The sequence below is a fragment of the Limnohabitans sp. 2KL-3 genome, assembly GCF_001269405.1.
Classification (GTDB): domain Bacteria; phylum Pseudomonadota; class Gammaproteobacteria; order Burkholderiales; family Burkholderiaceae_C; genus Limnohabitans_A.
Map to the genome: position 1 here is coordinate 47,635 of NZ_CXON01000015.1, position 12,959 is coordinate 60,593.

General features: G+C 60.1%; 14 protein-coding genes. 5 read left to right on the top strand and 9 right to left on the bottom strand.

The genetic code is table 11. The annotated features are described in order from the left end of the window. Window positions 1-25 precede the first annotated feature (25 nt). The 3 genes from AMM41_RS16125 to AMM41_RS16135 all read right to left on the bottom strand — a co-directional run bounded on the left by AMM41_RS16125 (window position 26) and on the right by AMM41_RS16135 (window position 3,193). Window positions 26-562 carry a 2,4'-dihydroxyacetophenone dioxygenase family protein gene (locus AMM41_RS16125; RefSeq protein WP_089961322.1) on the bottom strand — a complete coding sequence of 179 codons (537 nt, stop codon included), beginning with the start codon at window positions 560-562 and terminating at the stop codon, window positions 26-28. Between the two features lie 85 nt (window positions 563-647). After that, entirely contained in the window at window positions 648-1,202 is a 555-nt protein-coding gene (locus AMM41_RS16130; protein ID WP_089961325.1) for an adenine phosphoribosyltransferase, read from the bottom strand. A gap of 5 nt (window positions 1,203-1,207) precedes the next feature. Then, window positions 1,208-3,193 carry a monovalent cation:proton antiporter family protein gene (locus AMM41_RS16135; RefSeq protein WP_089961327.1) on the bottom strand — a complete coding sequence of 662 codons (1,986 nt, stop codon included), beginning with the start codon at window positions 3,191-3,193 and terminating at the stop codon, window positions 1,208-1,210. A 90-nt stretch (window positions 3,194-3,283) separates the two neighbouring features. Here AMM41_RS16135 and AMM41_RS16140 point away from each other — a divergent pair, with 90 nt between their 5' ends. The 3 genes from AMM41_RS16140 to lptC are packed head-to-tail and all read left to right on the top strand — an operon-like array spanning window position 3,284 to window position 5,464. Then, window positions 3,284-4,261, top strand: coding sequence for a KpsF/GutQ family sugar-phosphate isomerase (locus AMM41_RS16140; protein WP_089961488.1), 978 nt, complete (start codon window positions 3,284-3,286; stop codon window positions 4,259-4,261). Between the two features lies 1 nt (window position 4,262). Further along, window positions 4,263-4,841, top strand: a complete 579-nt coding sequence (locus AMM41_RS16145; RefSeq protein WP_089961330.1) for a KdsC family phosphatase — start codon at window positions 4,263-4,265, stop codon at window positions 4,839-4,841. After that, window positions 4,838-5,464: an LPS export ABC transporter periplasmic protein LptC gene (gene lptC / locus AMM41_RS16150; protein ID WP_089961332.1), complete on the top strand. Its 627-nt coding sequence runs from the start codon at window positions 4,838-4,840 to the stop codon at window positions 5,462-5,464. Before AMM41_RS16145 ends, lptC begins: the two co-directional genes overlap by 4 nt. Window positions 5,465-5,976: 512 nt before the next feature. Here lptC and AMM41_RS16155 read toward each other — a convergent pair. Both AMM41_RS16155 and AMM41_RS16160 read right to left on the bottom strand, forming a co-directional pair. Next, entirely contained in the window at window positions 5,977-6,543 is a 567-nt protein-coding gene (locus AMM41_RS16155; protein ID WP_089961335.1) for an RNA recognition motif domain-containing protein, read from the bottom strand. Window positions 6,544-6,771: 228 nt separating this feature from the next. Next, complete coding sequence (locus AMM41_RS16160) at window positions 6,772-7,974, bottom strand: ammonium transporter (RefSeq protein WP_089961339.1); 1,203 nt, start codon at window positions 7,972-7,974, stop codon at window positions 6,772-6,774. Between the two features lie 165 nt (window positions 7,975-8,139). On the opposite strand from AMM41_RS16160, the gene AMM41_RS16165 reads away from it, so the two are divergent. Next, a complete protein-coding gene (locus tag AMM41_RS16165; RefSeq protein WP_089961343.1) occupies window positions 8,140-8,706 on the top strand; it encodes a TMEM165/GDT1 family protein in 567 nt (188 codons plus the stop codon). 69 nt (window positions 8,707-8,775) lie between these two features. On the opposite strand, the gene AMM41_RS16170 is transcribed toward AMM41_RS16165, so the two are convergent. Together AMM41_RS16170 and argE are read right to left on the bottom strand one after the other, a co-directional pair. Continuing rightward, a complete protein-coding gene (locus tag AMM41_RS16170; protein WP_089961346.1) occupies window positions 8,776-9,744 on the bottom strand; it encodes a tripartite tricarboxylate transporter substrate binding protein in 969 nt (322 codons plus the stop codon). 36 nt (window positions 9,745-9,780) lie between these two features. Continuing rightward, the gene (gene argE, locus AMM41_RS16175) at window positions 9,781-11,001 is read right to left on the bottom strand and encodes an acetylornithine deacetylase (RefSeq protein WP_089961491.1); all 1,221 of its coding nucleotides are present in this window, start codon (window positions 10,999-11,001) and stop codon (window positions 9,781-9,783) included. 209 nt (window positions 11,002-11,210) lie between these two features. On the opposite strand from argE, the gene AMM41_RS16180 reads away from it, so the two are divergent. Further along, window positions 11,211-11,528, top strand: coding sequence for an NIPSNAP family protein (locus AMM41_RS16180; protein ID WP_089961350.1), 318 nt, complete (start codon window positions 11,211-11,213; stop codon window positions 11,526-11,528). Between the two features lie 133 nt (window positions 11,529-11,661). Here AMM41_RS16180 and AMM41_RS16185 read toward each other — a convergent pair whose 3' ends face one another. Together AMM41_RS16185 and AMM41_RS16190 are read right to left on the bottom strand one after the other, a co-directional pair. After that, window positions 11,662-12,027: a hypothetical protein gene (locus AMM41_RS16185; protein WP_089961353.1), complete on the bottom strand. Its 366-nt coding sequence runs from the start codon at window positions 12,025-12,027 to the stop codon at window positions 11,662-11,664. 148 nt (window positions 12,028-12,175) lie between these two features. Beyond that, on the bottom strand, window positions 12,176-12,895 hold the full coding sequence (locus AMM41_RS16190) for an SDR family NAD(P)-dependent oxidoreductase (RefSeq protein ID WP_089961356.1): 720 nt from the start codon (window positions 12,893-12,895) through the stop codon (window positions 12,176-12,178). Window positions 12,896-12,959: the final 64 nt, after the last annotated feature.

Here is a 12,959-nt window from a genome sequence, read left to right on the forward strand (position 1 = left end):
GGTTTTTTCCTGGCAAGGGCCGTGTTTATCGCATGAATTGCTTGACGTAATCCGCCCCCAGGCCCACGGCTTCAAAGTGGGCGCGGTACTTCTCGATGCGGGTGAAGACATCGTCGTAGCCCGTGGCGTTGCCTTGGGTGTCCACGTACATCAAAGCGCCATGCACGGTGAACAGGGTCACCATGTCCTGGCAGTCGTCGGGCACCACCAGGGTGTGGGTCTCGCCCGGCGGCTCGAACACGTAGCTGCCTTCTTCGGCCACCCAGTCGTGCTCCAGATACAACCATTTGCCGCGCAGCACATGGGCATGCACCATGCCCGAATGGCGGTGGCGCTGCAACAGGCCCGAGCGCTTGACTTTGAGCAGGTGCACATAAAAGCCGCCGGACACGTTCAGGTGCAGCGGGCGCGACCAAATGCCCTCGCCCACCGGCGCCCACAGGCGCTCGTCCTCGGTTTGCACATCGTGCACCACCATGTCGGGGGCCATGCCCCAGGGTTGAGGTTTGGCGTAAGGCAGGCGGTCGTCGGCGACCGCTGGCGGGGTGTGGGGTGCGTTCATGGCAGTGGGTGCAAAGAGCTGAAAAGACCAGCTTAAAACGTGCTGACCCCGCTGTCAGCGTCTTGCGCGACAGCTGCGCCAGCGCTCAATGCCCCTCGAACGACACCAAGGTGAACAATTTCAGACCGCTGTCTTGGATGCGCTGCGAGCCACCCAGCTCCGGCAAATCGACAATGGCCGCGCCCTCGATCACGGTGGCCCCCAGCTTTTCAAGCAACTTTTTGCCCGCCATCATGGTGCCACCCGTGGCGATCAAGTCGTCGATCAACAGCACGCGCTGGCCGGGTTTGACGGCGTCGGTGTGCAACTCCACCGTGGCGCTGCCGTATTCCAGCTCGTAGGTTTCTTCCACCGTGGTGAAAGGCAGCTTGCCTTTTTTGCGGATGGGCACAAAACCCAGGCCCAATTCATAGGCCACAACCGAACCCAAAATGAAGCCCCGCGCATCCAGACCGGCCACCACATCGGGGCGCAAAGCCGGGTGCATGTAGCGGTGTACAAAGGCATCGATCAAGACACGGAACACGCGCGGGTCTTGCAAGAGCGGCGTGATGTCACGGAACTGCACGCCCGGCGCAGGCCAGTCGGGCACGGTGCGGATATGGCTTTTCAAATAGTCGTTGACGTTCAAATCGTCCATGTCTTTCAGCCTCGCAGGAGTTTTTCTTCGGCCACAGCCAGGGTTTGGGACTTACCAGACAACACCAGTGTGTCGCCCGAAAACAGCTCGGTGTTGTCGCTGACTTGTTCAGATTGACCGTTGGCGCGGCGCAGGTTGACCACACGCACGCCCATGGCGTGAAACGCCAGGTCTTTGACCTGCTTGCCCAACCAGGGCGACGCCAAAGGCAGGCCCACGGTGGTCAACCTTTCGTGGTCAATTTCGCTCAGGGTGTCGTCGTCCGCGCCATGGAAATAACCACGCAACAAGTTGTAGCGGGCATCGCGCTGGTCTTGCACGATGCGGATCACGCGCCGCATGGGCACACCCACCAGCGCCAGCGCATGGCTGGCCAACATGAGCGAGCCTTCCAGGGCCTCGGGCACCACCTCGGTGGCCCCGGCGAGTTGCAGCTTTTCAAGGTCCAAATCGTCCTTGGTGCGCACAATCACTGGCACCTGAGGTGCGTGGCTGTGGCTGTGGTCCAGCACCTTCATGGCGGCTGGCACATCGAGGTAGGTGATGACCACTGCACTGGCGCGGGCCAAACCGGCGGCCATCAGCGATTGCAAACGCCCGGCATCACCAAACACCACCGAATCGCCCGCCGCTGCGGCCTGGCGCACCCGGTCCGGGTCCAGATCGAGCGCCATGTAGGGGATGTTTTCCTTTTCGAGCATGCGGGCCAGGTTTTGCCCGCAACGTCCGTAGCCACAAATGATGACGTGTTTGCTGGTGTTGATCGACTTGCGGGCAATGGTGGTCATTTGCAGTGATTGCTGCAACCACTCGCTGGCCACCACCTTCATGACAATGCTGTTGCTGTGCATGATGATGAAGGGTGTGGCCATCATCGACAGCACCATGCTGGCCAGCACCGGGTTGAGCAAGGCCGGTGGAATGATTTGGCTTTGCGCCCCCAAAGTGAGCAACACAAAGCCAAACTCACCGGCTTGCGCCAAGTACAAGCCGGTGCGCAAAGCCACCCCGTGTGTCGCCCCGGTCATCTTGGCCAAGGCGGCCACCAACACCAGTTTGAACAACACGGGCAGCGTGGTCAGCACCAGCACCAGTGGCCAGCGTTCCACCACAATGTGCCAGTCCAGCATCATGCCGATGGTGATGAAAAACAGGCCCAACAAGACGTCGTGAAAGGGGCGTATGTCCAGCTCCACCTGGTGCTTGTATTCGGTCTCTGAAATCAGCATGCCGGCCACAAAAGCCCCCAAAGCCAAGCTCAGGCCGGCCAGCTCAGTGATCCAGGCCAGCCCCAGCGTGACCAGCAACAAATTCAGCACAAACAACTCTTCGCTTTTGCGCCGCGCCACCAGCGTCAACCACCAGCGCATGACCCGCTGGCCTCCGGTCATCAGCACGGTGATCAAGACCGTGGCTTTGAGCGCGGCCATCAACAAGGCGGTGAGCATCTCGTCAGCTGGGGCGCTCAGGGCCGGGATCATCACGATCAAGGGCACCACGGCCAAATCTTGAAACAACAACACCCCAACCACCCGCTTGCCGTGCTCAGACTCCAGCTCCAGCCGGTCAGCAACCAGCTTGATCACGATGGCCGTGCTGCTCATGGCCATGGCGCTGGACAAAGCCAATGCGGTTTGCCATTCCATCTTCCACAGGGTGGGGGCCAGGGCGGCGACAAACAAGGAAAACACCGTCACGATCACCAAGGTCAGCACCACCTGCAGCAAACCCAGGCCAAAGACATGTTTGCGCATGGAGCGCAGTTTGGGCAAGTTGAATTCCAGCCCGATCACAAACATCAAAAACACCACGCCGAATTCCGCCAGATGTTTGACCCCCTCGGAGTTTTGCGCCAATGCCAGCGCGTTGGGGCCAATCAACACACCCACCGCCAAATAACCCAGCATGGGCGGCAATTTGAGCATGCGGCATCCGACCACACCCAATACGGCGGCCAGCAAATACAACAGCGTCAACTCCAAAGCATTCATGATCAGATATTAACAAGGCCTTGTGAACATCCGACGGCGTTGTGAGTGCAGCCACTCCCCCCGTGCCATCAGACCGATAAAATGATCCTCATGCCTGCACACCCACACCAAACGCTTCAATTGGCCCGCGAAACCCTCGACATCGAGGCCAACGCCCTGCTCAAACTCAAGGAGCGGCTGGACCATCGTTTTGTTGCGGCCGTCGACATGTTGCTCGGCGTGCAAGGCCGTGTGGTGGTGACTGGCATGGGCAAGAGCGGTCACATTGGCCGCAAAATTGCGGCCACTTTGGCCTCGACAGGCACACCGGCCATGTTTGTCCACCCGGCCGAGGCCAGCCACGGCGACCTGGGCATGATCAAAGTGGTGGATGTGGTACTGGCCATTTCCAACAGCGGCGAAAGCGATGAACTGGTGGCGATCTTGCCGGTGCTCAAACGCCAAGGCGTCCCACTGATCGCCATGACCGGCGGCTTGACCTCTGCTTTGGCCCGGCACGCCGATGTGGTGCTCGATTGCTCTGTGGACAAAGAAGCTTGCCCTTTGAACCTGGCCCCAACCGCCAGCACCACGGCTCAGCTGGCCATGGGCGATGCACTGGCCGTGGCCCTGCTGGATGCCCGCGGCTTCAAGCCAGAAGACTTTGCTCGCAGCCATCCGGGTGGGTCCTTGGGGCGCAGGCTGCTCACCCATTTGAGCGATGTCATGCGAAAAGGCCAGGACGTGCCTCAGGTCAGCCCCGATGCCGAATTCACCACGCTCATGCGTGAAATGAGCAGCAAAGGCCTGGGTGCCACCTCGATCACCGATGCCGATGGACGGGTCTTGGGCGTTTTCACCGATGGCGACTTGCGCCGCCTGATTGAAAAAGGTGTTGACCTGCGAGCCCTCAAGGCCAGCGATGTGATGCATGCCAACCCCCACACCATTGCGCAAAGTGCACTGGCCGTTGAGGCCGCAGAATTGATGGAGCTGCACCGCATCACCAGCATTTTGGTGGTCGATGACCATGGCCGCTTGTGCGGAGCCATCAACTCCAACGACCTGATGCGGGCCAAGGTGATCTGACATGCAAACCATTGCCCCAGCCTTGAACTACCCGCCCGAGCTGCTGTTACAAGCCCAAGGTGTGCGGGTGGCTTTTTTTGACATCGACGGCGTGCTGACCGATGGGGGTTTGTATTTTTCTGAAAGCGGTGAAACCCTCAAGCGCTTCAACGTCCTCGACGGCCAAGGCATCAAGCTTTTGCAAAAAGCGGGCATCACACCAGTGGTCATCACGGGCCGCGATTCGGCCCCTCTTCGACTGCGACTGAAAGCGCTGGGCGTTCAACATGCCCGGTTTGGCACCGAAGACAAACGACCTGCCGCCGAAGCTTTTCTGGCCGAGTTGGGCCTGACTTGGTCACAAGCAGCGGCCATGGGGGATGACTGGCCCGATTTGCCGGTGATGCAGCGGGCGGGCTTCGCCTGCGCCCCGGCCAATGCCCATGCGCAAGCCAAGGCCCTGGCCCACCACGTCACCACCGAACGCGGGGGTGAAGGTGCTGCTCGCGCGTTTTGTGATCTGCTGCTGGTTGCGGGTGGGCACTACGCCGGTTTGCTGGCCCAAGTCGGGCACCATGACCACCCCGGGGCCTCGGCATGAATGCTTGGGTGCGTTTTCGTCGCAGCCTGGACCGACTGACACTCTACGTTCCCTTGATCATCATGGCCACCTTGGCCTTGGTCAGTTGGTGGTTGGTGCGCAGTTTGCCCGAGTTGCTGCCCACCGACCTTGACCGGCCTGTGCGCACCGAGCCAGATTACCAATTGCAAAATTTCACGGTCAAAAATTTTGATGCCACAGGCCAATTGACGCGGCAAATCAGCGGAGCAGCCGCCACGCATTTGCCGCAACCCAATGAGTTGCACATCCAGCGCATTCGCATATTTGCCCAAAACGAGCTGGGCAGCCAATTGACCGCTGAAGCCGATCAGGGCATCTCCAGCGACAACGACAACCAGTTCACCTTGATCGGCAATGTGCGGGCCGTTCGACAAGCCGATGCACGCACCCCTTTGACACGGCTACAAGGTGAACGCTTGACGGCCATTTTGAACGAGGACCGGCTGGTGTCCTCACTGCCCGTTGTGATCACCCGCCAACGCGATGTTTTCACTTCGCAAACGCTGGACTTCAACACCCGCTCGGGTCAATACCTGATGCAAGGCCGGGTCAAAGCCACACTCATGCCCACCACTGAAAAGCCCGCCATCTCCAAAAATTGATCCGGCCCATGATGTTTTGTGCAGGAGCGACGCCCTCGTCGCGATAAGCCTCGCAGACCACCACCCCCATCGCCCCGGGGGCGGGTCTCCCACAAAATGCAGACATTCCCCTTGTAGGAGCGACGCCCTCGTCGCGATAAGCCTCGCAGACCACCACCCCCATCGCCCCGGGGGCGGGGCTCCCACAAAATGCAGACATTCCCCTTGTAGGAGCGACGCCCTCGTCGCGATGAGCCTCGCAGACCACCCCCCTCCATCGCCCCGGGGGCGGGGCTCCTACAAAATGCAGACATTCCCCTTGTAGGAGCGACGCCCTCGTCGCGATAAGCCTCGCAGACCACCCCCCTCCATCGCCCCGGGGGCGGGGCTCCTACAAAAGGCAGGCAGCACCCTGTGCTGGGCTCCCACCAACAGATGACTGAGCGTGCTGCTCTGTGCAATTGAAAAAGCCCTGCAGGGCAGGGCTTTTTTTGACTTGAGATGAACCTTGATGGGTTCAGCCTGGCACGGGCTCAGTAACCGCCGCCGTAGCCGCCACCGCCTTCACGGCGACCGCCACCTGAACCGCCGCGAGGACCGGCACCATAGGGGCTGCGGAATCCGCCACCACCTTCGCGACCACCGCCGTAACCGCCGCCGCCATCACGGCCACCGCCGTAACCGCCGCCACCTTCACGGCCGCCGCCGTAACCGCCACCGCCTTCACGGCCACCGCCGTAACCGCCGCCGCCTTCACGGCCGCCACCGAAGCCGCCGCCGCCTTCACGGCGACCGCCGCCGTAACCACCGCCACCACCAAAACCGCCGCCACCTGTACGTGGAGGACGTGCTTCCATGGGGCGAGCTTCGTTGACGACCACATTGCGACCGCCGAGGGCTTGGCCGTTCATGCCATTGATGGCCGCTTGGGCTTCGTTGTCGCTGCCCATTTCCACAAAACCAAAACCCTTGGAACGGCCCGTGTCACGTTCCATCATGACTTTGGCGCTGGTCACCATGCCAAACTCACCAAAAGCTTGTTCCAGATCAGCGTCTCGAACCGAATATGGCAGGTTGCCAACGTAAAGTTTATTGCCCATAAAAGGGACTCCTCAAAACACAGAAATAAAAGCGATGGAGTTCCGAAAGCGCATTCAACAAGCCTGAAAACCACGGAAGGAAAGCGAAACTGATCTGGTCACCGCAAACATTGCCTCACTGTTTTTTACAGAAAAGCACAATAATTATGCGTCATAAATCCAAAAACTGTGCAATGAAAATCGCCTCATAGCCCGTATTCAGGGGCTTTGAGGCGATATTTTGTGGTTTTACCAACTGACCTCTCGGTCCGGTGTCGCACTGATTTTGTGAACGCTCAGATCTGCCCCATCGTATTCTTCCTCTTGGCTCATTTTCAGACCCAAGGTGAGCTTTAAAACACCGTAAACCAACACGCCACCCAACAAAGCCCAAACAACACCCAAACCTGTGCCGATCAATTGGGCTGTGAAATTGACCCCACCCAAGCCACCCAAGGCTTGCGTGCCAAAAAGTCCTGCGGCCAAACCGCCCCAAGCGCCACACAGACCATGCAGTGGCCAAACACCCAGCACATCGTCAATCTTCCATTTGTTTTGGGTCAGTGTGAACATGACCACAAACAAACCCCCTGCCACAGCACCCGTCACCAATGCACCAAACGGGTGCATCAAGTCGGATCCCGCACACACCGCCACCAAACCGGCCAAGGGGCCGTTGTGCACAAAACCGGGATCATTTTTGCCCAAGAGCAAAGCCGCCAAGGTCCCGCCCACCATGGCCATCAAAGAGTTGACGGCCACCAGGCCCGAAATTTTGTCGAGCGTTTGAGCGCTCATCACATTGAAGCCAAACCAGCCCACGATCAAAATCCACGAGCCCAATGCCAAAAAAGGGATGCTCGATGGCGGGTGCGCCGAGACTTGACCATCTTTGCGGTAACGGTTGTAACGTGCACCCAACAGCACAACGGCAGGCAAAGCAATCCAGCCGCCCATGGCGTGCACCACCACCGAGCCGGCAAAGTCATGGAACTCATCGCCCGTGACCGCCTTGATCCAGGCTTGCACCCCGAAGTGCTGGTTCCAGACAATGCCCTCAAAAAAGGGATACACAAAACCCACAATCACCGCCGTGGCAATGAGCTGAGGCCAAAACTTGGCACGCTCGGCAATGCCACCCGAGATGATCGCGGGAATGGCCGCCGCAAAGGTCAGCAAAAAGAAGAACTTGACCAAGTCATAGCCATTTTTGGCGGCCAGTTGTTCGGCCCCAACAAAGAAGGTGGTGCCATAAGCCACGCTGTAGCCCACCACAAAATAAACCACCGTGGACACGGAAAAGTCCACCAAGATCTTGACCAGCGCATTGACCTGGTTTTTTTTGCGTACCGTGCCCAGCTCTAAAAATGCAAAACCAGCATGCATGGCCAAGACCATGATGCCGCCCAACAAAATAAATAGCGCATCTGCGCCCTGTTTCAGTGCTTCCATGACCGTCTCTCAAGGTTTTTTGAACTAAATTGGTGCATAAAGGGTTTCATGCCCCTTGGCGCACCAAACGAAAGCAAGAAATAGGCCCAAATTGATGCACACCTGCAGAGCAGGCCCAGATCGCTCACGTAAGATGCGCCATCTTTGACTCTGTGAATCCACCCTATGGAAGCCTTCTTCGTCTCGACCGGCATCGTGGCCCTGGCCGAAATGGGCGACAAAACCCAACTCTTGTCGCTGGTCCTGGCCGCCCGTTTTCGCAAACCCTGGCCGATTGTGCTGGGCATCTTGGTGGCCACACTGGCCAACCATGGACTGGCTGGTGCTGTGGGCAGTTGGGTCACCACGGTGATGGGGCCCGATGTGTTGCGCTGGGTCTTGGGCGCATCGTTCATTGCCATGGCCGTGTGGATGCTCATTCCCGACAAACTGGACGACGATGAGGGCAACAGCGCCCCCCGCATGGGCGTCTTTCTAACGACCGTCGTGGCCTTCTTTTTGGCAGAAATGGGCGACAAAACCCAAATTGCCACGGTCATGTTGGCCGCGCAGTACAACGCTTGGTTGATGGTGGTCGCAGGCACCACCTTGGGCATGATACTGGCCAACGCCCCGGTGGTCTGGCTGGGTGACGCCATCACCCGGCGCGTGCCCCTGCGCCTTGTTCACTTGGTGTCGGCAGGCATTTTTGCGGTGCTGGGCGTGATCGCTTTGTCCGGCTGGGGCGCGTGAACAGCCTTCATGGTTGCCTGAACAGCGCCTTTGGCCGAACAGGCCCCCGCCGCCTGACCCTGGGGAGGATCAATCGATCTTGGCCCCCGAAGCCTTGACCACCTGCGCCATGCGCACATAGTCGGCGGCCAAAAGCTTGCCGAAATCGGCGTTGCTCATGTCGCGGGGCTCAATGCCTTGCTTGTCCAGGCGGGCCAACACGGCCGGGTCTTTGAGCAATTTGCTCACAGCCGCGTTGATGCGGTTGGCTTCGGCGGCCGGCACAGCGGCAGGGCCCAAGAAGCCGAACCACGAATCAAACTGGTAACCCGGCAAACCGCTCTCGGCAATGGTGGGCAAGTCGGGCAGGTATTTGCTGCGCTGGGGCGAGGTCACCCCGAGCAAGCGGATGCGGTTGTCCTTGACAAAAGACAGTGCGCCAATGCTGGCCGCAATCACCGCTTGGGCGCGGCCCGAGAGCACTTCGTTGATGGCTTCGCCCGTGGCCTTGAGCGGGATGTGCACCACGTCCGTGCCCGACAGACCCGTGAAATAGGCCATGGCCAAGTGGGTGGCACTGCCCACACCGGCGCTGGCGTAGTTCATCTTGCCGGGGTTGGCCTTGGCATAACGGATGAATTCGGCCGCGTTTTTGGCGGGCACATCGGGGTGCACCATGAGCACGTAGCTGGCGCTGCCAATGTGGGCCAGGGGTGCAAAGTCTTTTTGCGGGTCATAAGCCAGCTTGGTGTAGAGCGATCCGGCAATGTTGTGGCTGGCCGCTGCGGCCACCATCACCGTGCCATCGGCCTCGGCGCGGGCCACATAACCGGTGCCCACGGTGCCGCCTGCGCCTGCGCGGTTTTCCACAATGACCGTCTGGCCCAAGGCCGCTGCCATCTCTTGGGACAGCGCACGGGCCAGCGTGTCTTGCACACCACCGGCTGCAAAAGGCACCACGATGCGCACCGTTTTGGTGGATTGCGCTTGCGCCAGGCCCACGGCCGACAGCAAAGCTGTGCCCAAAGTGGCCGTCAAAATTTCACGCCGTTGCATCATGAGAGTTTCCTTGTGATGGGTTCAAAACATTCAAAGTCAGGCCACGCACACCCGGTCGGCCAGGCGGCGCATGAAGCGCTCGCACCAGGCCAGTTGCTCCAGCGTGACCCACTCGTTGGGCTGGTGCGCCTGCGCGATGTGGCCGGGGCCGCACACGATGGTGGGCACACCCGCCTGGTGAAACAGAGCAGCTTCCGTGCCAAAGGACACCTTGCCCGCGCCACTGGCCGGGTCGACTTCGGCGCAGTCAAAACACAGCTGCGCGATCTCACTGTCGGCCGCCGTGGCAAAACCGGGCAACACCGATTTGAGTTCATGCGTGATGCCGGTGTCGGGTGCGACCGCTTGCATGGCGGGCACCAAGCTCTCGCCAAAGGCTTTGGCCTGGGCAAACAGGTCTTCGGGCGTGTTCATGTGGTGGTGGCGGATTTCCCAAGTCACCTCGCACTGGCGCGGGATGATGTTGAGCGCGGTGCCGCCTGCGATCACGCCCGTGTGGATGGTGGTGTGCGGCACGTCGTAGATCGGGTCGAACGGGCCGTTTTGAACCAGCTCGCGGTGCATGGTTTTCAGGTTCGCCACAAACTCGCAAGCGATCTCGACCGCGTTCACACCCAGCGGCGTGAGCGAAGAATGGGCCTCAAAACCGTGCACCGTGGTTTTGTACGAATGCTTGCCCTTGTGCGCAATCACCACCTGCATGCCGGTGGGCTCGCCCACGATGCAGCCTGCAGGCTTGAAGCCCTGGGCCACCATGTCGGCAATCATGCGGCGCACGCCAATGCAGCCCACTTCTTCGTCGTAGCTGAAAGCCAGGTGGATCGGGCGCTTGAGTTTTCTTTTCAGCAGCTCGGGCACCATCATCAGGCAGATGGCCCCAAAACTCTTCATGTCGGTCACGCCCCGGCCGTACATCTTGTCGCCTTGGATCACGACTTTGAACGGGTCGGTGTCCCAGGGCTGGCCGTCCACCGGCACCACGTCGGTGTGGCCCGACAACACCAGGCCGCCCACTTTGGTTTCGCCGTCGTGCGCGGGCAGGGTGGCCCAGAGGTTGGCTTTTTGCCCGCTGTCGTCGTAGGTGCGGCTGCAGCTGATGCCCAGATCGTTCAGGTAAGCCTCGGTCCAGTCCAGCAAGGCCAGGTTGCTGTCGCGGGAGACGGTGGCAAAGGCGATCCATTTTTCGATGAGGGGCAAGGCGGCCAGGTCGGCGGCTTGCACAGGGCTCAGGGCGGCGTGAGGAAGCGGTGCGTTCATGGGGGTCTCCATCAAGACGGGGGCAAAGCGGGGGCTCAAACCCGGGACAGTTCAGCCAGGACTGTTCAGCCGGAACAGTTTTTGATCTTACAGGGCATGGCTGGTGGATGCGCCAAGCCCGGCCTGCCCGGCGTCACCTTGCCGACATGCGCAGGCGTCATCTGCGCCTAAAGTTTGTGTTCCTTTCACCCCGAACACTTGGAGTTTTCATGGCCATTTATGAACTGCGCACCTACCACGCGATTGTGGGAAAAATGTCTGAGCTGGTCTCGCTCTACACCAACGAAGGCTGGCCGGTGCTGTCCAAGCACCCGCAAAAATTGGTGGGTTATTTCACCGGTGACGTGGGTGCGCTGAACCAACTCATCCACGTCTGGAAGTTCGACGACGACAACGACCGCCGCGCTTTTTGGGCCGGGGTGTATGGCGATGCGCAATTCATGGCCTTTGCGGCCAAAATCCGCCCGCTGATCCGCGAGCAGGAAAACAAGCTCATGCTGTCCGCGCCTTGGGGACCACAGCCCTGAACGCCCGGGGACTGGGCCTTGTAGGTGTGGGTGCCTCGCCCTCGCGGCGATGGGCAGTGGTCTGCGAGGCTTGATCGCGGCGGGGGCACCGCTCCTACGGGTGGCGGGTCCTGCAAGCTTGCATGCCCCGCGCTCAAGGCGGGGCCAGTTTGATCCAGGGCAAGTCTGCTGCGTGACGTGACCAGATGCTCTCAGCCGGGTAAATGACCCGGTCGCCCACCTTGAAAAAACCGTTCTTGTGCGCATCGTTTTGGAGTTTGACCCGTCTGGACGGGCTCTCCTGAACGATGAGCATTTGGCCTGGCCGCTGATTCAAAGCGCAGCCCAGTTGCAAGCCCTGGTATTCGCCGCGAGCCCCTCGAACAGGGGCCGGGTCTTGGTCACACACCATGATGTCGGTGATGGACTGGATTTCGGCGCCCGCCATCGGGGCGGACCCTGTGGCGCAGCCCGCCAAGAACAAACCCAAGAGGGTGGACACAGTCAACAACAAACGCATGGGTGGTCAGATAAATCCAAAGTGCTCTATTTTATTTATCAATTCATGCCAACAAAACAATCACACGAGTGATTAAAAAGTAAATTTTGTTAAAACTTGTAGCCTGACTCGGCACCCGGGCGCCCAGTCAGCACCCCCGCCCAACGGTTCATTGAATCAGGTAACCACCGTCCACAGGCAAGACCACGCCCGTGACAAAACGTGCGGCCGGGCTGGCCAAAAACAGCACCGGATCGGCCACGTCTTCGGGCTGGCCCCAACGGCCCATGGGCGTGCGGCCCACAATTTGGGCGTTGCGTGCCGGGTCGTCCTGCAAGGCTTGGGTCAAGGGCGTCGCGATCCAGCCCGGGGCCACGGCGTTCACCCGGATGCCGTCGGCCGCATAGGCAATGGCGAGCGACTTGGTCAGTTGCGCCACACCGCCCTTGCTGGCGCTGTAGCCGGGCGTGAGGCCACCCCCAAAAAAACTCAGCATGGAAGCGGTGTTGACGATGCAGCCTTGGCGTGCCTTGAGGCCTGCACGCGCCGCAGCGCACACCCGCATGGTGCCGTTGAGGTTGATGTCGACGGTTTGGGCAAACACCTCAGGGTCGTGCTCGGCGTTGCGCTGGATGATGCCGGCGCAGTTGACCAACACATCGAGCGCGGTGTATTCACCCAGATGTGCCCGCACATGCTCTGCGTGACGCACGTCCATCACATGGAAAGCGATCAGGCGGTTGGCGGGCAAAGCCTGTGCAGCTTCCACTTCGGCCTTGGTGGCCCCCGTGGCGGTGACACTGGCCCCCGTGGCCGCAAAAGCCCGTGCAATGGCTGCGCCAATGCCGCTGGTGCCGCCGGTGATGAAGACTTGGCGTTCTTTGTCCATATGATTTCTCCCTGTTGTTGATGTATTGCAGACACGGTGCAGATCGCCTCGGCCTCGACCGGAT